16 protein-coding genes are annotated in these 20,669 nt (G+C 64.1%); 7 read left to right on the plus strand and 9 right to left on the minus strand.

Translation table 11 applies throughout. From position 1 onward, the window contains the following. Positions 1–2: 2 nt before the first annotated feature. From dapF to AC5PZ0_RS06315, 4 genes are read left to right on the plus strand one after another with little or no spacing between them, the layout of a single operon-like run. Positions 3–833 (plus strand): diaminopimelate epimerase, encoded by an 831-nt coding sequence (gene dapF, locus AC5PZ0_RS06300; RefSeq protein ID WP_027592208.1) that lies wholly within the window; start codon positions 3–5, stop codon positions 831–833. A 13-nt stretch (positions 834–846) separates the two neighbouring features. Continuing rightward, entirely contained in the window at positions 847–1,557 is a 711-nt protein-coding gene (locus AC5PZ0_RS06305; RefSeq protein WP_493854547.1) for a DUF484 family protein, read from the plus strand. After that, on the plus strand, positions 1,557–2,456 hold the full coding sequence (xerC, locus tag AC5PZ0_RS06310) for a tyrosine recombinase XerC (RefSeq protein WP_275748283.1): 900 nt from the start codon (positions 1,557–1,559) through the stop codon (positions 2,454–2,456). Before AC5PZ0_RS06305 ends, xerC begins: the two co-directional genes overlap by 1 nt. Beyond that, positions 2,453–3,148 (plus strand): HAD family hydrolase, encoded by a 696-nt coding sequence (locus tag AC5PZ0_RS06315; RefSeq protein WP_085272188.1) that lies wholly within the window; start codon positions 2,453–2,455, stop codon positions 3,146–3,148. Before xerC ends, AC5PZ0_RS06315 begins: the two co-directional genes overlap by 4 nt. Before the next feature lie 166 nt (positions 3,149–3,314). Here the strand turns inward: AC5PZ0_RS06315 and sutA are convergent, their stop codons facing one another. The 3 genes from sutA to glnK all read right to left on the minus strand — a co-directional run bounded on the left by sutA (position 3,315) and on the right by glnK (position 5,790). Beyond that, positions 3,315–3,641, minus strand: a complete 327-nt coding sequence (sutA, locus tag AC5PZ0_RS06320) for a dormancy-specific transcriptional regulator SutA (protein WP_027592204.1) — start codon at positions 3,639–3,641, stop codon at positions 3,315–3,317. Positions 3,642–4,072: 431 nt separating this feature from the next. After that, the gene (locus AC5PZ0_RS06325; RefSeq protein ID WP_027592203.1) at positions 4,073–5,404 is read right to left on the minus strand and encodes an ammonium transporter; all 1,332 of its coding nucleotides are present in this window, start codon (positions 5,402–5,404) and stop codon (positions 4,073–4,075) included. A 47-nt stretch (positions 5,405–5,451) separates the two neighbouring features. Next, positions 5,452–5,790, minus strand: a complete 339-nt coding sequence (gene glnK / locus AC5PZ0_RS06330; RefSeq protein ID WP_002555808.1) for a P-II family nitrogen regulator — start codon at positions 5,788–5,790, stop codon at positions 5,452–5,454. 385 nt (positions 5,791–6,175) lie between these two features. Here glnK and AC5PZ0_RS06335 point away from each other — a divergent pair, with 385 nt between their 5' ends. Further along, positions 6,176–6,436, plus strand: a complete 261-nt coding sequence (locus AC5PZ0_RS06335) for an accessory factor UbiK family protein (RefSeq protein ID WP_027592202.1) — start codon at positions 6,176–6,178, stop codon at positions 6,434–6,436. Positions 6,437–6,439: 3 nt separating this feature from the next. Here AC5PZ0_RS06335 and AC5PZ0_RS06340 read toward each other — a convergent pair whose 3' ends face one another. Further along, positions 6,440–8,467, minus strand: coding sequence for a DUF4034 domain-containing protein (locus AC5PZ0_RS06340; protein ID WP_493854548.1), 2,028 nt, complete (start codon positions 8,465–8,467; stop codon positions 6,440–6,442). A gap of 256 nt (positions 8,468–8,723) precedes the next feature. On the opposite strand from AC5PZ0_RS06340, the gene AC5PZ0_RS06345 reads away from it, so the two are divergent. Further along, positions 8,724–10,211, plus strand: coding sequence for a YifB family Mg chelatase-like AAA ATPase (locus AC5PZ0_RS06345; RefSeq protein WP_027592198.1), 1,488 nt, complete (start codon positions 8,724–8,726; stop codon positions 10,209–10,211). A 36-nt stretch (positions 10,212–10,247) separates the two neighbouring features. Here AC5PZ0_RS06345 and AC5PZ0_RS06350 read toward each other — a convergent pair whose 3' ends face one another. The 3 genes from AC5PZ0_RS06350 to AC5PZ0_RS06360 all read right to left on the minus strand — a co-directional run bounded on the left by AC5PZ0_RS06350 (position 10,248) and on the right by AC5PZ0_RS06360 (position 12,139). Next, complete coding sequence (locus AC5PZ0_RS06350; protein WP_493854549.1) at positions 10,248–10,676, minus strand: DoxX family protein; 429 nt, start codon at positions 10,674–10,676, stop codon at positions 10,248–10,250. 78 nt (positions 10,677–10,754) lie between these two features. Then, on the minus strand, positions 10,755–11,117 hold the full coding sequence (locus AC5PZ0_RS06355; RefSeq protein ID WP_493854621.1) for a response regulator transcription factor: 363 nt from the start codon (positions 11,115–11,117) through the stop codon (positions 10,755–10,757). A 29-nt stretch (positions 11,118–11,146) separates the two neighbouring features. Next, positions 11,147–12,139, minus strand: coding sequence for a response regulator (locus tag AC5PZ0_RS06360; protein ID WP_493854550.1), 993 nt, complete (start codon positions 12,137–12,139; stop codon positions 11,147–11,149). Positions 12,140–12,384: 245 nt separating this feature from the next. On the opposite strand from AC5PZ0_RS06360, the gene AC5PZ0_RS06365 reads away from it, so the two are divergent. Further along, positions 12,385–17,487 (plus strand): trifunctional serine/threonine-protein kinase/ATP-binding protein/sensor histidine kinase, encoded by a 5,103-nt coding sequence (locus tag AC5PZ0_RS06365; protein WP_493854551.1) that lies wholly within the window; start codon positions 12,385–12,387, stop codon positions 17,485–17,487. Positions 17,488–17,647: 160 nt separating this feature from the next. On the opposite strand, the gene AC5PZ0_RS06370 is transcribed toward AC5PZ0_RS06365, so the two are convergent. Further along, positions 17,648–19,435 carry a monovalent cation:proton antiporter-2 (CPA2) family protein gene (locus AC5PZ0_RS06370; RefSeq protein WP_252826214.1) on the minus strand — a complete coding sequence of 596 codons (1,788 nt, stop codon included), beginning with the start codon at positions 19,433–19,435 and terminating at the stop codon, positions 17,648–17,650. Positions 19,436–19,580: 145 nt separating this feature from the next. Beyond that, positions 19,581–20,555 (minus strand): GlxA family transcriptional regulator, encoded by a 975-nt coding sequence (locus AC5PZ0_RS06375; protein ID WP_493854552.1) that lies wholly within the window; start codon positions 20,553–20,555, stop codon positions 19,581–19,583. Between the last annotated feature and the right edge of the window lie 114 nt (positions 20,556–20,669).

Genomic DNA, 20,669 nt, shown 5'->3' on the forward strand with positions numbered 1-20,669 from the left:
CCATGCTGCTGCGTTTCACCAAGATGCATGGGCTGGGCAATGACTTCATGGTCCTCGACCTGGTCAGCCAGCACGCACACATCCAGCCCAAGCATGCCAAGCAATGGGGCGACCGCCACACCGGCATCGGCTTCGACCAGCTGCTGATCGTCGAGGCACCGAACAATCCAGAAGTGGACTTCCGCTACCGGATCTTCAATGCCGACGGCTCCGAAGTCGAACAGTGCGGCAACGGTGCGCGCTGCTTTGCCCGCTTCGTGCTGGACAAGCGCCTGACCGCGAAAAAGCGCATCCGCGTCGAAACCAAGAGCGGCATCATCGAGCTGGACGTGCAGAACGACGGCCAGGTGAGTGTCGACATGGGCCCGCCGCGCCTGGTGCCGGCCGAAATCCCCTTTGTCGCCGACGAGCAGGCACTGAGTTACCCACTGGAAGTCGACGGCGAGGTTCACGCCATTGCCGCTGTGTCCATGGGCAACCCACATGCCGTGTTGCGCGTCGATGACGTGCATACCGCGCCTGTGCATGCCCTGGGCCCGAAGATCGAAAACCATCCGCGCTTCCCGCAGCGGGTCAACGCTGGCTTCATCCAGGTCATCGACCGTCACCGTGCCAACCTGCGGGTCTGGGAACGCGGTGCCGGCGAGACCCAGGCCTGCGGCACCGGCGCTTGCGCTGCGGCCGTGGCGGCTATCAGCCAAGGCTGGATGGACTCACCGGTGACCCTCGACCTGCCGGGTGGCCGCCTGCACATCGAATGGGCCGGCCCCGGCAAGCCCGTGTTGATGACCGGCCCGGCCGTACGCGTCTACGAAGGACAGGTTCGTCTCTAAGCGAGTAACCGCCATGACCGATCAGCCCAAGGTTGTACCCCAGCAGTCCACCGAGCTCGATGCCGAGGCGGTGGTCGCGTACCTGCGCGCCCACCCGACCTTCTTCGCCGAGCACGACGAACTGCTGGTCGAGCAGCGCATCCCCCACCAGCGTGGCGACAGCGTGTCGCTGGTGGAGCGCCAGCTCAAGCTGCTGCGCGACCGCAACATCGAGATGCGCCATCGCCTGTCGCAACTGATGGACGTGGCGCGAGACAACGACCGGCTATTCGACAAGACCCGCCGGCTGATCCTCGACCTGCTCGATGCTGGCAGCCTGGAAGAAGTGGTGATGGCGGTCGAAGACAGCCTGCGCCAGGAGTTTCAGGTGCCCTTCGTCAGCCTGATCCTGTTCGGCGATAACGTCGCGCCAGTGGGCCGCTGGGTCAGCAACGCCGAGGCGCACCAAGCCATCGGCGGCCTGCTGGGGGGCGGTAAAACGGTCAGCGGCAACCTGCGCGACCATGAGCTGGCATTTCTGTTCGGTGAAGATCAGCGCCTCGAAGTCGGCTCCAGCGCCGTTGCCGCCCTCGAATACCAAGGGCTGCACGGCGTACTGGCGATTGGCAGCCGCGACCCGCAACACTACAAGAGCAGCGTCGGCACCCTGTTCCTCGGCTACATTGCCGAGGTGCTGGGCCGTGTCGTGCCGCGCGTTACCCTGACCCTGCGTCCGGTGCGCTGATGGAACGCCAGCTGGAGGCTTATTGCGCCCACCTGCGCAATGAGCGCCAGGTGTCCGAGCACACCCTGCTGGCCTACCGCCGTGACCTCGACAAGGTCATTGCCTACTGCAACGATCAGGGCATCGCCGGCTGGCCAGCGCTGCAAATCCAGCAGCTACGCCAGTTGATCGCCCGCCAGCACCACCAAGGCCAATCCTCGCGCAGCCTGGCGCGCCTGCTGTCGGCCGTGCGCGGCTTGTACCGATACCTGAACCGTGAAGGCCTGTGCCAGCACGACCCGGCCAGCGGCCTGTCTGCGCCCAAGGGCGAGCGCCGCCTGCCCAAGACGCTGGATACCGACCGCGCCCTGCAACTGCTCGACGGCGGCGTCGACGACGACTTCATTGCCCGACGTGACCAGGCCATCCTCGAACTGTTCTATTCGTCAGGCCTGCGCCTGTCCGAACTGGCTGGCCTCGACCTCGAATACCTCGACCTTGCCGGCGGGCTAGTGCAGGTGCTGGGCAAGGGTGGCAAGGCGCGCGTACTGCCTGTCGGCCGTAAAGCCCGCGAGGCCCTGCAGGCGTGGTTGCGCCTGCGCGGCATCGGCGGCCCACGCGACAGCGCCGTGTTCATCACGCGCCAGGGCAATCGCCTGAGCCCACGGGCCATCCAGATGCGGGTCAAGGTCGCCGGCGAGCGCGAGCTGGGCCAGCACCTGCACCCGCACATGCTTCGCCATTCTTTCGCCAGCCATCTGCTGGAATCGTCCCAGGACCTGCGTGCGGTGCAAGAGATGCTCGGCCATGCCGACATCAGCACCACGCAAATCTACACCCACCTGGACTTCCAGCACCTGGCCGCGGTGTACGACAGCGCCCACCCTCGGGCCAAACGCAGCAAAGGCACAGACTCATGAGCATCAAGCTGATCACCTTCGACCTCGATGACACCCTGTGGGACACCGCGCCGGTGATTGCCAGCGCTGAAGTGGTGCTGCGCGACTGGCTCGAAGCCAACGCGCCGATCCTCGGCGGCGTACCGGTCGAACACCTGTTCGCCATTCGCGAGCGCCTGGTGCAGGCCGAGCCCGGCCTCAAGCACCGTATCAGCGCCCTGCGCCGGCGGGTGCTGTTCCATGCCCTGGAAGAAGTCGGCTACAGCGAAAAGCACGCGCAGGCGCTGGCCAACGAAGGCTTTGAAGTGTTCCTGCATGCACGCCACCAGGTGGAAATCTTCCCTGAGGTGCAGCCGGTGCTGGAAATCCTGCGCCACCAGTACACCCTGGGGGTGGTCACCAACGGCAACGCCGATGTGAGCCGCCTGGGCTTGGCGGACTACTTCCGCTTTGCCTTGTGCGCCGAGGACCTGGGCATCGGCAAACCGGACCCGGCACCGTTTCTGGAGGCGCTGAAACGTGGCGAGGTCGAAGCCAGCGCGGCGGTGCATGTGGGTGACCACCCCGGCGATGACATCGCCGGCGCCCAACGGGCCGGGCTGCGGGCCGTGTGGTTCAACCCACAAGGCAAGGCCTGGGCCGGTGAGCGGGCACCCGATGCCGAGATCCAGCGGCTTTCGCAACTGCCTGAGGTAATGGCGCGCTGGCGCTGACAGGGGCCGCTTCGCGGCCCATCGCCGGCAAGCCAGCTCCCACAGGTATGCGCTGCGCCTAAGGTAGCTTTATCCTGTGGGAGCTGGCTTGCCGGCGATAGCGCTCCTAAACCCAACAGGCACAAAAAAGCCCGCAGCGACGGCGGGCTTTTTTGTGGGCGACCACTCAGATAGGGCGGCTGCCGTATTTGTTGTCCGGCTTCTTGGGCGGATCGGCGACCACGTTGGCCTCCACTTCCTGCACCTTGCCACCGCGCGAAAGGAACTCTTCCATCGCTTTGGCCAGGGCATCGCGCTCCTTCTGCTTGGCTTCCATGCTCGGCATCTCGTCTACCGAGACAGCGGCCTTGGACTTGCCTTTGGCAGTGGGCGCAGGGCTATCGTCTTCGCCAGCGTCTTCCGCAACGTCGTCAGCCGCTGCTTCGAGACCCTCATCAGCCTCATCATCGTCGCCTACTTCGAGGTCGTCGTTTTCCAGATCATCGTCGCTCATGTTCTACCTCATGACTTGCGAAAAGCAGGTTGGTTATAGACCAGTGCAGCCGTAGACCGGCAGCCACCGGTGAAAATTCAACTGGCCGTGGGTTGGCCACTGCCTTGGGCATCCACCTCCTGATGGGAGGGTCGTACCCTGCAGGCCCTGCTCCTGGCAGGACCTGACGAAATCCTTGAGCCACCTGCTGGCCACGCGCTAATGGCAAGCCTAGCAAAGGCTGGGGAAGCGTGCGGACTGCATGTCAAACACCCTTCGGCGCGCATTCTAGCGCGCCCGTGGAAAAAGCAAAGCTCCATAAACGCTCGGCATCTTGTAAGTTTTCTGCCTACGTCGCGAACGTGACGGATAAACCGTTTGCCGTGCGGGAAATGGCAAAAATCAGACGAAAAAATGCCCGGCGAACCGGGCAAGTTTTTACCGCGTCGCAGTTACAGGTTGTAGCCGCGTTCGTTGTGCTGAGCCAGGTCGAGGCCGACCGACTCTTCTTCTTCGTTGACCCGCAGGCCCATCACCAGGTCCAGCACCTTGAGGATCACGTAGGTGACGATGGCGGTGTAGACCACGGTGAAAATCACGCCTTTGGCCTGGATCCAGACCTGCATGCCGATATCGGTGACCGTGCCGAAGCCGCCCAGGGCCGGTGCGGCGAACACACCGGTAAGGATGGCGCCGACGATACCGCCGATACCGTGTACGCCGAAGGCATCCAGCGAATCGTCATAGCCCAGCTTGCGCTTCAGGCTAGTGGCGCAGAAGTAGCAGATCACACCCGAAGCCAGGCCGATCACCAGGGCGCCCATCGGGCCCACGGTGCCTGCGGCAGGCGTGATTGCGACCAGGCCGGCGACCACACCCGAGGCGATGCCCAGGGCGCTCGGCTTGCCGTGGCCAAGCCACTCGGCAAACATCCAGCCCAAGGCTGCGGCGGCGGTGGCGATCTGGGTCACCAGCATGGCCATGCCGGCCGTGCCGTTGGCGGCGGCGGCAGAACCTGCGTTGAAGCCGAACCAGCCGATCCACAGCATCGCTGCGCCCATCAGGGTGTAGCCCAGGTTGTGCGGGGCCATCGGCGTGGTCGGGTAGCCTTTGCGCTTGCCCAGCACCAGGCAGCACACCAGGCCAGCGATACCTGCGTTGATGTGCACCACGGTACCGCCGGCGAAGTCCAGCACGCCCCAGTCCCACATCAGTGCGCCATCACCGCTCCACACCATGTGCGCGATCGGTGCGTACACCAGGGTGAACCAGATGCCCATGAACACCAGCATCGCGGAGAACTTCATGCGTTCGGCGAAGGCACCGACGATCAGCGCCGGGGTGATGATGGCGAAGGTCATCTGGAAGGTGATGAACACCGCCTCAGGGAACAATGCGGTGGCCGAAGTCAGGCTGTCGGGCGTGACGCCGCTGAGAAACGCCTTGGAGAAGCCACCGACGAAGGAATTGAAGTTGAGCACGCCCTTTTCCATACCGCTGGTATCGAAGGCCATGCTGTAGCCGTAGACGACCCAGAGAATGCTCATCAGACCGGTGATCGCGAAGCACTGCATCATCACCGAAAGTACGTTCTTGGAACGCACCATGCCGCCATAGAACAGGGCCAGGCCCGGGATGGTCATGAACAGCACCAGCGCCGTAGCGGTCAACATCCAGGCGGTGTCGCCGGAGTTCAGCGCTGGGGCAGCTTCCTCTGCCAGGGCGAGCCCGGGCATTACGAGGGACAATAGGGCTCCTAGCCCTGCGATCTTACGCAGAGTCATGTTGTTTTCTCCTGGGGCGTTGGGTTTGGTGAGGCTTTTTTTGTTACTTAGATCGCGTCGGTATCGGTTTCGCCGGTACGGATGCGGATCGCCTGCTCCAGATTCACCACGAAGATCTTGCCGTCACCGATCTTGCCGGTGTTGGCTGCCTTGGTGATGGCTTCGATTACCCGATCAAGGTCCTTGTCGTCGATGGCGACGTCGATCTTCACCTTGGGCAGGAAGTCGACCACGTATTCAGCACCGCGATACAACTCGGTGTGGCCCTTCTGCCGACCGAAGCCTTTGACTTCAGTGACGGTGATGCCCTGCACGCCGATTTCCGACAGTGACTCGCGCACGTCGTCCAGCTTGAACGGCTTGATGATGGCTGTGACTAGCTTCATGAAACTCTCTCCCGATTTGGTGGACTTGCCCCAGGAAAACAAACCCGTCTCAAGTCTAAGCGCAGCGGTTGGCTTTGTAACGCGTCGTCGGCATCCGGCTCCGCGTGCGCACTGCCTGGTCACAAGGAACTGCATCAGTGCATGGCTCGTACAGGTCATTGCAGAAACCTTGCCAGTTCCACTAAAACGCCAGAAAACAGCGAGTTGCACGAAATAGTCGGGATTGGCCAGTCGCCAGCATTGAAAAGATGCACGATTTCGGTGCGCGCCGGCTTGGCCCACTGCGCGAAAAATGTGCAGTGCACACTGCTTGCTCACTGGCCAAACCGCGTTTTGCTGCGTGTTACACTGCGGGTCATTTTTCAGTTTCAGTGGACAGCCGAACATGCTCGCGCCCAAAGCCCTTCTTGATGCCCTGAGCGACCAGGCCTCACGCCTGTTCAGCAGCGATACCGCCCAGCCCCGCGCCGAACTGGAAAGCCAGTTCAAGGTGCTGATGCAGGGCGCCTTCAGCAAGCTGGACCTGGTCAGCCGCGACGAATTCGACAGCCAGATGGTCGTGCTGGCCCGTACCCGCGCCCGCCTGGAGGCCCTGGAGAAACAGGTCGCCGAGCTGGAAGCGCGGATGGCGCCGACCAGCGAATAAGGCTCAGGCGGAGGCCTGCAATCGATCCTCGCGCCGATTACCTGGTTTCGGCGGTAGCTCGCTGGCGTGCAGTGTGCCGCGAAACAGCGTCGCGCCGCACAAGGTGAACAGTGTCTTCACCCGGTTGTGCGAGTTGAGTATCTCAGCCTGGATATGCTCGATGTCGTTATCCGCCGGCTGCAATGCGACCGCACGGTTGATCCACTCGATGGCGGCGAAGCGGCTTTGCTTGCGCGTGCCATGCCCTTGCATCCAGGCCAGCCCTAGTTCAGCACTGGCGCGAGCGGCAATACTGGCGTCCGGGTGCTCGACCAGCGCCTGCAAGTAGTCGACGGCTTCGGCCTGTTCCTGCGGTTCGCCGAACTGACGCAGCAGAATACCCAGCTGCAAACGCGCACTGGCAGCGGTCTGCAAATCGCCCAACGCATCGTTCAACAATCGCCTGACGGCCAGCATGGCACTGCGCTCATTCAAGGCTTCTGCGCTTTGCATGCGACGGCAGGCCAAGGTGTATTTCGCCTGCTTGCAACCGGTCTCTACCGCGCGCAACAACCAATAGTCGGCAGCACTCGCGTCCAGGTACTGCGCGGGGGTGTTGGGCAGCGCGCCTCGGTGCAGGTCATGAAGGCTAAGGGCAGCCTCTGGCAGGCTCAGCTCGGCACAGCGCTCATAAAGGTAGAACGCCGCCTCGTGCTGGTTGGCAGCCCAAAGTAGGCGTGGCACTTCAAGCACGTCCAAACCCGGCCCTTGGCGGCCACATTGGCGCTTTACCGCAGCCAGTGACCACACACGTGCCTGCTCGTTCGAGCACTGAAAACCCCACAGCCCAAACGCATGCCCAACCGCCCGCAAAGCACAGGCGGCGGGGTGCGAGCGGCTCGCGCAGAGCTGCTCGATAGCGATACGAAAGGCCTGCTGATCATCCTTCACTGCGTGGAACAGCATGACGCAGACAAAACTACGGAAGGGCTGGCCGATGCCTGGGACGAACCCAAGGTCAGGGTAAAGATTCACACTGGCGGCAAAATCGCGCAGGGCGCCGGCGTAATCCTGCTGAGCACAACCGCGCAATGCACCACGCCAGGCCAGCAAGGTGGCGCGCTCCCTGGGCCTCAGTGCTCGCAGCGACCACCCCTTGAAGACCTGCAGCCACACAGCGATCGACTGCGACTGGCCGGCATGCGGCAGTTCGAGCTGGTCCTCGATAGCCAGCCAGCGCAGTGCATTGCGTTGTTCCTCGCGCCAACGCTCACACAGCGGCCCACTGGCCAGGGCGTCGATCGCGGCGTCACTGCCTCCCCAGCAGGGCAACAGGTAGGTTGCATAAGCCTGAATCGCTTCGAAACAGCCGGGGAATGCGCCAAGTGCTTGATGCAGCCAATAGTGCTGGGCGTTTTCTCGCCCCTGCTCGGCCCGTTCGCCCAGGCACGCCGGTAAGGCCTGTGGCAGTTCGGCCAGGGGTAGCAGGCCGTATCTCACCAGCAGCGGCGCTGCAGCCTCTTGCACCTCCACGTCGGCCTCAGTGCAGGGGCTGAAGCGCACCGGCTGGCCGTCGAACAGGCCCAGCAACCAGCCTGGCTCAGCGAAATGCGCGCTGATCTTAAGCATGCCGATCGCCGCTGCCACGGGCTGGCTCGAGCGCTCCATGGCACGCAGCAGGTGCACCGCGCCAATCTCGCAAACCTGCTCCGCCGCCAGCCGACGCTCGGCGCTGATGGGCTGGGTGTTGGCAGACTCGCGGATATGGCAGGCCCGGCTGAAACAATGAAAGCCCATCACTACCTGAGGGTGATAGGCCTTGGGGCAGGCATCGATCCAGGCCTTGAGGATCTGCGTCAGGGCCTTGTCGCCCTGGCTGTCCCAATCGACCAGCATGTGCCCTTCGACGGCCTCCAGGTAGGCCGGAAACTCGCCGGGCGGCGACTGCCGCCAGCGTACTTCGAGGATGTCGAAGAAGCGGTTGAGTTCAACGAATGCACTGGCCTGCACCAGTTCACGGATTGCCTGGCGAGTGCGAGTGAGCGTTTGCACGGGGCAATACCTCAAGTCCATTTGTAGGAAGTTGTGTTGCCATCCCATGGCAATCACAGTAGCCCTTCAACACTAAGCCATACCCTGGATCTGCGCAAAAATAATTGGATCCATTTGTGTCGGATTCTAAGAAAACCCAGGGGAAATACCTGACCTGAAAAACCAGGACGCACACTTATTGCGCTGATCGCGGCTGTCGCCGCTAAGCTTGCCCAAGCCGCAGGAAGCGGCCCCATTCCGCGACAATGGAGCGTCCATGTCACTTGCTCTCGTCCACAGCCGCGCCCAGGTCGGCGTGCAGGCACCGGCGGTCAGCGTCGAAACCCACCTGGCCAACGGCCTTCCCCACCTGACCCTGGTCGGCCTGCCCGAAACCACGGTCAAGGAAAGCAAAGACCGGGTCCGCAGTGCCATCGTCAATTCCAGCCTGGATTACCCAGCCAGGCGCATCACGCAAAACCTGGCGCCTGCCGACCTGCCCAAGGATGGCGGGCGTTATGACCTGGCCATTGCCTTGGGCATCCTCGCCGCGAGTGGGCAGGTGCCGGTGGCCACCCTCTGCGACATCGAATGCCTTGGCGAACTGGCGCTGTCCGGCCAATTGCGCCCCGTGCAGGGCGTGCTACCGGCGGCGCTGGCGGCACGGGAAGCGGGCCGGGCGCTGGTAGTCCCGCGGGAGAACGCCGAGGAAGCAAGCCTGGCAGGCGGGCTGGTGGTGTATGCCGTCGGGCACCTGCTGGAGCTGGTCGCCCACCTGAACGGCCAAGTGCCCTTGCCGCCGTATGCCGCCAATGGCCTGGTCTTGAACAGCCGGCCCTACCCCGACCTCAGCGAGGTACAGGGCCAAATCGCGGCCAAGCGCGCCTTGCTGCTGGCGGCTGCCGGGGCCCATAACTTGTTGTTTACCGGCCCGCCTGGCACCGGCAAGACCTTGCTTGCCAGCCGCCTGCCAGGGCTGTTGCCGCCACTGGACGAGCGCGAAGCGCTGGAGGTGGCAGCCATTCAGTCAGTCAGCGGCCATGCGCCGTTGAACAGCTGGCCGCAACGCCCGTTCCGCCATCCACACCACTCAGCCTCGGGCCCTGCGCTGGTAGGCGGTAGCAGTCGGCCGCAACCCGGCGAGATCACCTTGGCTCACCATGGTGTGCTGTTTCTCGATGAACTGCCCGAATTTGAGCGGCGTGTGCTGGAGGTATTGCGCGAGCCGCTCGAGTCCGGCGAGATCGTGATTGCAAGGGCTCGGGACAAGGTACGCTTCCCTGCGCGGTTCCAGTTGGTGGCCGCGATGAACCCCTGCCCTTGCGGCTATCTGGGCGACCCTACCGGCCGCTGCCGCTGCAGCACCGAGCAGATCCAGCGCTATCGCAACAAACTGTCGGGCCCACTGCTGGACCGCATCGACCTGCACCTGACCGTGGCGCGTGAAACCACCACCCTCAACAACCAACCCAGCGGCGAGACCAGCGCCGCTGTCGCCGAACGGGTGGCCGAAGCACGCGAGCTGCAGCAACGCCGGCAAGGGTGCGCAAATGCCTTTCTCGACCTCAACGGCTTGCGCCGCCATTGCCCGCTGGAGGCGGCGGACCAAGCCTGGCTGGAGACAGCCTGCGAACGGTTGACCCTGTCGTTGCGCGCGGCACATCGGCTGCTGAAAGTGGCACGCACGCTGGCGGATCTGGAAGGTGTGGCGTCGATTACCAGGGCGCACCTGGCCGAGGCGCTGCAGTATCGGCCGGGGAGTTGATTGGGCGAAGCCCTTTTTGCGGCCGCACTGCCGCCCCTATCCGGCGATGTTCTTTTGCTGAAGCCCAGCAATCGAGAATGTTCCCGGTCCGGTCAGCGCCAGCCCGCCATACAGCACCACCAATAACCAGGCGAATTGGCCCTGCTCCAGCGTCCAGTCAGGGTGCACCACCACCAGGGCCACCAACAACACCACCAGCACTGGCAAGCAAGCCAGCCGCGCCGCGACACCCAAAATCAGCAATACCGGGCAGAACACTTCGGCAAACACGGCCAAGCCCAACGTCAACGGCGCACCCAGGCCAAAAGGGTCCTCGATGCGCTGCAGTTCACCGTTCCAGTCCAATAGCTTGGGTAACCCATGGATCAGCAACAACAGCAAGGCAGCCGCAACGCGCATGAACAGCAAACCGGCTGCGGTGAAGATGGGGGATGAAGCGTCATGCAAGACATTAGGGCGTAGCATCTGGGTGTGTCTCAAGGATGGGTCGACTGCGAACCTTCGCCGATCCATGCCTGGATTGATTGCGCAGATGTGCTTTCTCTAAACCGCTCTTGCGCCAGTCAACGCCGCCTCCACCGCCGCCAGCAACGCCTCTTCAGAAAACGGCTTGCCCAGGCACGCCACCGCCCCATGGCGCTGCGCAGCCTTCAGCGCCATGTCGTCCCAATGCGCCGACATGCAGACGACCGGCAGCCGCCAGCCCCTGCGCGCCAGCTCACGCAGTACGTCCAGCCCGGAAAGCCCAGGCATCTTCAAGTCCAGCAACGCACACCCGGCCTCGCGCGCCAGCGTCGAGGCCAAGAACTCTTCGCCCGAACCAAACAGCAACGCGCCGAAGCCTGTCGCTCGCAGCAGGTTGGCCAGGCTTTTGCGCACAGACGCATCATCGTCGACGATGCACACCCACGCCCTGTCGCGTTCAACCTCGGGTTTCATGCGGCGCCCTGGCCCTCGGCACGGGCCTCGAGCACGTTGTGCATGGCGACCAGTTCGACCAGCGAGCGGGACTGCATCTTGTTCATGATGTTCTTCTTGTGCACCTTGGTCGTCACCTCGCTGGTGCCAATCTCTTTGGCAATCTGTTTGTGCGACAACCCGCCGACCACCAGCGCGAACACCTGCCGCTCACGTTGGGTCAGCCGCGCGTACTTTTCCCTGACTTGCCGTGTATGCCGCCACGCGCGCCCAGCCGTCAGCGCACGGGCACGCAGAGCCGTCAGCAGGGTCAGCAATTGCGCCTCATCAAAGGGCTTGGTCAGGAACTCCACAGCACCCGCACGCATCGCCTGAACGGTCATGGGAATAGTGCCGTGGCCGGTCATGAACACGATCGGCCAGGGCAGGTCGAGCCGACGCACCATCGCCTGCAGCTCCAAACCGCTGGCCTCAGGCAGGTTCATGTCCAGCAACAGGCAGGCATAAGGCGTGTCGGCATGCGCTTCAAGCAGCGCCTCAGCCGAGGCGTACAGGCGATGCACAATGTCGTGCGAGCGAAAGAGTCGCCCCAAGGCTTTAAGCACCGATGGGTCGTCATCCACCACCAGCACGGGCACCGCTGCGCAATCAGCCGCGGGCTCAGCCGTATCGAGGTCGAAGCCTAGCGAAGCGTTGCTCGTGGGTCTCGCCGGCAGGTCGAGGGCCACTTCAGCCGCCAGCCGATAGCCGCGGCGTGGCACGGTCTGGATCAGGCCGCGGTCACCGAACGCCTTGCGCAACAAGGAGATCTGCACCTGCAGGTTGTTGTCTTCGACCACCGTGCCGGCCCACACCTGGCTGAACAGCTCGTCCTTGCCAACCACGCGGCCTTTGGCGCGAATCAGTGTTGCCAGCACCTCGAAAGCGCGCCCGCCCAACACGATCGGCTTGCCGTCGAGAAACGCTTCTCGTCGCTCCAGCGACACCTGGGCATTGCCAAATCGGATCATGGTCTTCTCGAGTCTCACGGGTCCGGGCGGTTGCGCAGCCCCGTGCAATCTAGGCCAGCGCCCGCATTCATACAATTATCCCGAGGGATAGGTTGGCCTTGGGACTATACAAGCGCCCGCCACGGCCAAGGGGACGATAACGGTCAAGATGGTTCCCGTTCCTGCCAAGCCGTCTGGCCCGCGCATGCGCGGGGGGATCGCTGCGTATACTCGCGCCCTTGGATGTGGTTAGCAGGGGGTGCTTGATGCTCGATGAACGCCTCGCTTACAGGCCCATCGATTATGACCAGTCGATCGACGAGGGCTGGTTGAATCGGTGCGACATCACTCGCCTGGGGCAGGAAGGCGAGCTGACCTACTTCCGCCTGTGTGACCCCGGCACGGGGCAGGCCTGGATCGCTGTGCGCGCCCCAATCGAATCCCCTGCTGCCTGCCAGCGCCTGGAGCACGATTATCGCCTGCGCCTCGACCCGAAGTGGGCCGTGATGCCCTCGGCCTATGTGCGTTCGGCCGAAGGGCCGCTGCTGGTGTATCCGGGCGGCCGCTCGGTCGCCGACCTCATCGCCCAAGGCCCGGCAGCGCTCCCCGGCTTCCTCGACATCGCCGTCAACGCCGCATCAGCATTGGCGCTGGCACACGCTGCCAACGTACTGCACGGCGCCTTGCAACCCGCGCATATCTGCGTGCAGCACGCGCAGCGGGTGAGGCTTGGCGGGTTTCGCGCGGACGCGCACTCACTCATCAGCGAGCAAGGCGCCCCCATCGGCAATTGGTCCTACCTGGCGCCGGAACAGATCTGCCCCCTCGGCTCCAGCAGCGACCAACGCAGCGATATCTATGCGCTGGGTGCCATCCTGTACCAGCTTTTGCTGGGCGAGTTGCCGCTCGCCGGGCGCGACACACTGCACTGGCGCCAGCTGCATGCCGGCGTGCAGCCACGGGCGGCCGTCGAGGTCGACAACCGCGTGCCGCAGCCACTCAGCCGCATCCTCGCCAAGGCCCTGGCCAAAGAGCCCGATGCCCGCTACCAGACCGCCCGTGCGCTGGCGGTGGACTTTGCTCACTGCCAGCGGCAGTGGCTGGCGGCCCAGGCCATCGAAGATTTCGAGCCTGGCAGCGCTGACCCCCTTTCGCCCAACCACGAACGCCTCTATGGCCGCACAGCCGAGCAGAAGGTCATCACCCTGCTGCTCAAGGCATTGCGCCGCGACAGCGCGCCCCAGGCCCTGTTCATCAAGGGCGCTACCGGCATGGGCAAGTCCAGCCTGGTACAGGCAGCGCTCAAGGGCGGCGCCGAGGGTTATTGGGCCAGCGGCAAGTGCAACAGCCTGGAACGGGCGGTGCCCTATGGGCCCTGGATCGAGATTCTCGGTTCGCTGACCACCCAGTTGCTGGCCAAGAACCGCGATGACCTTGACGCGCTGCGCCGTGAAATTCTGCGGCGCATCAAAGGGCGCGGCCGTTTGCTGGGCAAGCTGGCCCCAGACTTGAAGCTGGTGATCGGGCCCATGGCCGAGTTCCCGGAAAAGCCCACACGGCTCGCCTTGCAGAAAGAGCTGCGAGCGATCGTCGAATTCCTGCAGGTGTTCAGCCGCCCCGGGCGACCATTGGCGCTGTTTCTCGATGACATGCAGTGGGCTGACGACGCCACGCTGCACTTGCTTGATGAGCTGCTGGAGCAAGCACCCAGCAACCTGCTGTTGATCTTCGCCCGGCGCAGCGATGCACCACCCGGCAGCAAGCCCCTGGCTACCCCCGCGTCCATCCGTAGCACCACCCTAGACCTACGCCCCCTCACCGTCGGCGCCGTGATGGAGATGATCAGCGAGCGCTACCACGCCGCGCCTGACGCTGCCTTGCAGCTCGCCGAGCTGGTGCACGCGAAGACCGCTGGCAACCCGTTCTTCATCCACCAGATCCTCGGGGCGATGGTCGAGGACCAGTTGTTCACCTTCGACACCCAGACCATGCGCTGGTCGTGGTCGCTGCCAGCAGTAGCGCAACACCGCTATGCCGACAACGTCGCCGACCTGATGGTCCATCGCCTGACACGCCTGCCTGAAGCCCAGCGCACTGTGCTGCGCTTTGCCAGCGCCGCGGGTGGCCGATGCGACGAGCGCCTGCTGCGCAGCATGCTGCCACTGCCCGCCGAGCAACTGGCCGAACAGCTCAAGGCCTTGATTGGCGCGGGCTTCCTGCTACCTGGACACAAGCCGCTGGTGTTCTCGCATGATCGCGTACTGGACGCCGCCTACGCACTCACCCCATCGCGCGAGCGGCCGGCGCTGCACGCGCATATTGCCCAAACCATGCGGGCGGCCTGGCAAACAGCTCAGCACGACGCGGTGTTTGAAATCGCCAACCAGGTGCAGTTGGCCTGCCCGCATGCATTTGCTGCCAGCGACTGCGAAGGGTTTCTGGTGCTGCTGCAGGAGGCCGCGTTGCGGGCGCGCGACAATGCCGCCTATGAGCAGGCCGCCGGCTACCTGCAGGCGGCCGACGAACTGCTGCGCCTCGGCACCACGCCCGGCAGCCAGGCAAACCATGCCTTTGCCATCGCCTGCCTGGCCGCTGAGTGCGACATGCAACTGTCACGCATGCCACAGGCCAACGTTCGCATCCTCGAATGCCACCAGCGTGCGCTATCGGCGCTCGACAAGGCCCGGGTATGCAAGCTTGAAGCACGCCTGCATACCTTGCGTTCGGACTACCCAGCCGCCATCGCCTGCGCCATCGGCGGCCTTGAGCTGTTGGGCATCACGCTCGCCCAGGGCATCCACCCCGAGCAAGTCGAGGCAGCCTATGGCCGTATCCACGCCCTGATCGAGAACAAGGGCCGTCATTGCCTGGAATCGTTGCCCAGAGCCGACTCGGAAGACGCGGCGGTGGCAATCGCGCTGCTGGCGACCCTGTCATCATCGTTCTTCGTCAAGGACGACCTCTGCTTCCTGCACCTGGCCAAGATCATGGAGCTGTCATTGCTCCACGGCGTCGCCCCCGGCAGTACCTATGGCCTGGCCTGGTTCGGCGTGATGGCGGCCGAGCGCTTTGCCGCCTACCACGACGGCCATGCTTACTGCCTGGCAGCGCTCAAGCTGATCGAGCGGCACGGTTTCGAGGCCGACTTGACCAGCGCCCTGCTCGCCCTCGACCAGGTCAGCGCCTGGACCGCGCCGATGGAGTTTGCCCGGCGCACGGCACTGGAAGCAGTCGAATCGCCGCGCCTGAGCGGCGACCTGGCGATGGCCTGCTATGCCCGCAATCACCTGGTTTCCGACTCACTGTTCATGGGCCAACCCTTGCAGGAAGTCAGCGGCGAAGTGGAGCAAGGGTTGGTCACCGTTCGCGGCTACGGCTACAGCGATGTCGAACACATCCTCTTGGCCCAGCAGGCGTTCGTCGCTGTCATGACCGGCAGCAGCGGCAGGGTCGGCCTTGCGTCGCGCTTGGGGTGCCAAGCGCCTGCCGAAGCCCGCGTGCACACCATAAAGTCCTGCACCACGCTGTTCTTCAAGCACCTCTACGCCGGCATGTCGGCCTTTTACCTGGGCGATATCAAACAGGCCGTACGCCAACTCGCCAGCGCCGGCAGCCATGCCTGGGCCGCCCCTGCACACATCAACCTGGCCGACTACCACCTGTTCCGCGGCCTGACCCTGGGCAGCCCGGAAGCCCCGGGCAGCGCGATGGGCAAATTGGCTGCGCTGCACGAATTGCGCGAGCGCTTTGCTGCGTGGGCGAGCTTCAACCCGGTCACCTTCCGCAACAAGCTCCTGCTGATCGAAGGTGTGATCGCCAAGCTCAGCGGCGATGGCCTGGCCGCCATCCGCTGCTTCGACCAGGCCCAGATCGCCGCCACGGCCGCCGGTTTCATCCATGAGCAGGCCCTGGCCCACGAGCAATTGGCTGAAGTGTGCATCCCCAGTGGCTTGATCTCTGGCGCCAACCTGCACCTGCGCATTGCCCGTGACTGCTTCCACATCTGGGGTGCCACGGGCAAGGTGCGCCAGCTCGAAACCCTGCACCCGTTCCTGCGCACCCAGCCCGTACAGGAAACCTACCGCTCTGCCAGCCAGGCCAGGCTCGACCTGGAAGTCGGCCTGGAAGCCGCGCGCGCGCTGTCCGAAGAGGTGCTGCTAGAGGGCCTGATCGAAACCTTGATGGGCCACCTGACCCAGCATTCCGGCGCCGACCACGGTGCCCTGCTGATCGTCAGCGGCGCCGAGTTCCAGATGGCCGCGCTGGCCTACATCGACGATGCGGGTCTGCACGTGCGCATGGACAATTGCCAGAAGTTCCTGACCCAGGCGCCGCTGTCGATCATCAATGCCACCCTGCGCACCAAGAAACCCATGGTGCTGAACGACGCCCTCAGCGACTGCCCAGAAGCGTTTCGCCAGGAGCTGCACGCACGCAACGCCCGCTCGGTGCTGTGCCTGCCGCTGCTGCTGCAGGGTGTGCTGATCGGCCTGGTCTACCTGGAAAACCGCCTGGTGCCGAACCTGTTCGGCAGCCAGCGCCTGGCCATGCTGGAGATTCTCGCTTCGCAGGCTGCGGTATCGCTGCAAACGGCCAAGTTCTATACGCGCCTGGCCGAGGACAACCAGAGCCGCGCGCAGATGGAGGCCGAGCTGCGCCGCTCACGTGCAGAGCTGGCCCGCAGCGCGCACCTGCAGGTGATGAACGAGTTGTCCGCCTCCATCGCCCACGAGATCAGCCAGCCCCTGCTCGGCATCGCCGCCAATGCGGCCGCCAGCCTGCGCTGGCTCAAGCGCGGCAAGCCCGACCTGGAAGAAGCCATCGCCGGCCTGGAAGATATCCGCAACGACAGTGAACGGGCAGCCAACATCGTCCGCGCACTGCGGTCGCTGGCCAAACAGTCGCCGATACAACTCAAGCCGGTGAAGCTCGATGCGCTGATTCTGGAAGTGGTGCGCCTGACATCCTCGGATGCCTTGAAAGGCGGCGTGAAGGTGCAAACCCGGTTGCAGGCCGCAACGAGCCTCATGGCCGACCCGGTGCAGTTGCAGCAGCTGATCTACAACCTGATCACCAATGCCCTGGAAGCGCTGGCGGGGTTCCGCGACGATGGCCTGTTGCGCATCACGTCTGCCGTGGTCGAGGCGGGGGTGGAGATTTGCGTGGACGACAATGGGCCAGGGATTGCGCCAGAGGAGCTGGAGCGGGTGTTTGGTGCGTTCTACACCACCAAGAGTGGCGGGCTGGGGATGGGGCTGGCGATCTGCAGCTCGGTGATTCAGGCCCATGGTGGGCAGTTGCAGGCTCAGGTTTCGGAGCTGGGCGGGTGCCGGATCAGGTTGACGGTGCCGGTTCGGGCGGATGATTGACGTGTTTTAGCCTGCACCGGCCTCTTCGCGGGCAAGCCCGCTCCCACAGGGCCGTGTGTTTGCCCGCGAAGGGCTGCCCTGCAGCCCCAGTCTATGATGGAAAAACTCTGGGAAACATCCCATGTAGATAGCGGACGGTGACACTGCGCAAAATCAAAACTCAATCCGCATCCGAATCAAACAACCGCTCCAACTCCACCCGCGCTTCCTTCGCCGTCTGCATCACCTTGGCCCGGTCATCGCGCACCTGCCCCTGCGCCTCCAGCACTTCTTCGTCATGCTGGGTGAACCGCGCAATACGGTCCGCCGCTTGTTCGTCACTCAACCCTAACCCCACCAGCGCACGGCGGGTCAGCTCCAGGCTTGAGTAGAACGTCTCGCGAATGGGCTCGGCACCCACGTCCACCAGCTTGTGAACATGCTGGCGGTTACGTGCCCGGGCCAGCACTTTCAGGTGCGGGTACAGGCGTTTGACCCGCTCCGCCGTGCGGGTGGTGACTTCCGGGTCGTCGGTAGTGATCACGAAATACTCCGCCTCGCCCACCTTGGCCGCATGCAGCACTTCGGGGCGCAGGGGGTCACCGTAGAACACTGGGGCCTGCTCGAACATGCGGGTCATCTCGATGGCGTCCACCGAGGTTTCCAGGGCGATGAAAGGGATCTTCTGGGCACGCAGGATGCGCGAGACGATCTGCCCCATGCGGCCCATGCCAACGATCACCACGCGCGGTGCATCGGTCTGGATCTGCTTGTACTGTTCGGGCACTTCACGCTGCGGTTGCGGGCGCTTGAGGGCACGGGCGCAGCCGAGCATCAACAGGGGCGTGATGGCCATCGACAAGGTGATGGTCATCATCAGCAGGTCGTAGGTCTGCGTGTCGAACAAGCCTTGGTCCTTGCCCAGCTTGAACACCACGAAGGCGAACTCGCCACCCGCCGCCAGCACCATGCCCAGGCGCAGGGCGCTGGCGCTGTTGAGGCCGCCGGCCAGCCGGCCGACCACTATCAGCAAGGTCAGCTTGACCGCGATCAGCAGCAGGGTCAGGCCCAGCAGCACCAGTGGCATTTCCAGCAGCAGGCTGAGGTTGGCGCCCATGCCAACACTGATGAAGAACAGCCCCAGCAACAGCCCTTTGAACGGCTCGATCTGCGATTCCAGCTCGTGCCGGTACTCCGAGTCGGCCAGCAACAGGCCGGCCAGGAATGCACCCAAGGCCATGGAAATACCGGCCTCTTCCATCAGCCAGGCGGTGCCGATCACCACCAGCAGTGCGGTGGCGGTTGAAACCTCTGGCAGGCCGGTGCGCGCGACGATGCGGAACACCGGGCGCAGCAAGTAGCGGCCGCCCACGATGACCACGGCGATGCTGGCGAACACCTTCAGTGCATGTTCAAGGCTGTCACCGTGGCCGGTATCCGGGCCGCTGGCGGCCAGCAGCGGGACCAGGGCAATCAGCGGAATGGCAGCGATGTCCTGGAACAGCAGGATGGCAAACGCCAGGCGACCGTGCGGCGCGTTGAGCTGCTTGCTTTCGGCCAGGCTCTGCAGGCCCAGGGCGGTGGATGACAGTGCCAGGCCCAGGCCCAGCACCAAGGCGGCGGCCAGTGACTGGGCGAAGCCGAACAGGGCGATGGCGCCAATCACCGCGCCGGTCAGCAGTACCTGCGCAGCGCCCACGCCGAACACCGACTTGCGCATCAGCCACAAACGCTTGGGCGACAGTTCCAGGCCGATGATGAACAACAGCAACACCACGCCGAGTTCCGAGATGTGCGCGACGCTTTCGGTATCGCGGATCAGCCCCAGTGCCTGCGGGCCGATGGCCACGCCGGCCAGCAGGTAGCCGATCACGGCGCCCAGTTGCAGGCGCTTGGCCAGGGGAACAGCAAGGACTGCAGCGAGCAGGAAGATCACCGCGGTTTGCAGAAGGCTGCCTTCGTGTGGCATTGGCTCGTACTCCATGAGCTGCCGGGGCAGCGTTGAACAATGTGGCCGGCAATTCTGGGCATTGTGCGGGTATCAGACAATCCGGCTTGCAGGAGAAACATTGTCCCGCTTAGCAAGACAATCAGCTGATCACACGCGCATCGGCTCAGCTTTCGCCAAACTGCGCCCGGTACTGTGCTGGCGTCATGCCGATGCGCTCGCAAAACACCTTGCGCATATGCCGATCACTGCCAAACCCACAGCGTGCCGCCACCACCTTCAACGCCAGGTCGCTGCCTTCGAGCAGTTTGCGCGCTTGGTCAATGCGCGCATTTTGCAGGTACTGCAACGGCGTGATACCGACCTCGCGCTGGAATGTACGGGCAAAGTTGCGGCTGCTCATGGCCACCAGGTCGGCCATTTTCTGCACGGTAAAGGCCAGGTCGATATGGTCGACGAGATAGGCCTGCACCCGCGCGGTTGGTGAATCATCACGCGGCACGGCCGCCAGCAACGGCCCATACGGGGTTTGCCCGCCCTGACGATGGCGAGCGACCAGCAGCACCTTGGCCACTTCCAGGGCCAGGGCCTTGCCGTGGTCTTCGGCGACCACGGCCAGCGCCAGGTCGATACCGGCGGTGATGCCGCCCGAGGTGATCAGGCAGCGGTCGATCACGTAGATCTGTTCGGTCTCGACGTTCGCCTCAGGGAAGGCCCGCGCCAGCCGTTCGACGTAGTTCCAGTGGGTGGTGCAGCGATAGCCGCCGAGCAGGCCGGCCCGGCCCAGCAAGAACACGCCGGTGCAGATGGCACCAAACCGCTTGGCCCCGCGCACGGCCTGTGGCAGCCAGTGCTCAAGGCCCGGCAGGGCGACGTCATAGGCCCCTGGGCCGCCGGGTACCAGCAACAGGTCGACGGCTTCGGGCAGCTCTTCCAGGCGCAGGTCGGCCATCACCCTCAGCCCGCATGAGCCGCGCACCGTACCCTGGCCTTCGGCCAAGGTGATCAGCCGGTACTGCCGCTCAGCGGGCAAAAACCGGTTGGCGATGGCAAAGGCGTCCATGGGGCCGGTGACATCCAGCAACAGCACATCATTGAACAGCACCATCGCCACGGTGCGGTGGGCGGGATTTTCCTGCATGCCTCTTTCGCCTTGAATGCGGGCCGCCGGTAGCGGCCTGAAACTGAACACGCGCGCATCTTAAGGTATTGGTATAGCGGCCAGGGCCAGCACTGCACAATTAAGAACTCTTCA

It is taken from the genome of Pseudomonas sp. 5.2 (genome assembly GCF_059025405.1).

Bases quoted from the DNA above. Each gene is read 5' to 3' on its own strand.
- glnK (WP_002555808.1), bottom strand. From the start codon at position 5,790: ATGAAGCTAGTCACAGCCATCATCAAGCCGTTCAAGCTGGACGACGTG.
- AC5PZ0_RS06350 (WP_493854549.1), bottom strand. From the start codon at position 10,676: ATGCTACGCCCTAATGTCTTGCATGACGCTTCATCCCCCATCTTCACC.
- AC5PZ0_RS06335 (WP_027592202.1), top strand. From the start codon at position 6,176: ATGCTCGCGCCCAAAGCCCTTCTTGATGCCCTGAGCGACCAGGCCTCA.
- xerC (WP_275748283.1), top strand. From the start codon at position 1,557: ATGGAACGCCAGCTGGAGGCTTATTGCGCCCACCTGCGCAATGAGCGC.
- AC5PZ0_RS06305 (WP_493854547.1), top strand. From the start codon at position 847: ATGACCGATCAGCCCAAGGTTGTACCCCAGCAGTCCACCGAGCTCGAT.
- AC5PZ0_RS06325 (WP_027592203.1), bottom strand. From the start codon at position 5,404: ATGACTCTGCGTAAGATCGCAGGGCTAGGAGCCCTATTGTCCCTCGTA.
- AC5PZ0_RS06365 (WP_493854551.1), top strand. From the start codon at position 12,385: ATGCTCGATGAACGCCTCGCTTACAGGCCCATCGATTATGACCAGTCG.
- AC5PZ0_RS06315 (WP_085272188.1), top strand. From the start codon at position 2,453: ATGAGCATCAAGCTGATCACCTTCGACCTCGATGACACCCTGTGGGAC.
- AC5PZ0_RS06370 (WP_252826214.1), bottom strand. From the start codon at position 19,435: ATGCCACACGAAGGCAGCCTTCTGCAAACCGCGGTGATCTTCCTGCTC.
- AC5PZ0_RS06360 (WP_493854550.1), bottom strand. From the start codon at position 12,139: ATGATCCGATTTGGCAATGCCCAGGTGTCGCTGGAGCGACGAGAAGCG.
- sutA (WP_027592204.1), bottom strand. From the start codon at position 3,641: ATGAGCGACGATGATCTGGAAAACGACGACCTCGAAGTAGGCGACGAT.
- AC5PZ0_RS06375 (WP_493854552.1), bottom strand. From the start codon at position 20,555: ATGCAGGAAAATCCCGCCCACCGCACCGTGGCGATGGTGCTGTTCAAT.
- dapF (WP_027592208.1), top strand. From the start codon at position 3: ATGCTGCTGCGTTTCACCAAGATGCATGGGCTGGGCAATGACTTCATG.
- AC5PZ0_RS06345 (WP_027592198.1), top strand. From the start codon at position 8,724: ATGTCACTTGCTCTCGTCCACAGCCGCGCCCAGGTCGGCGTGCAGGCA.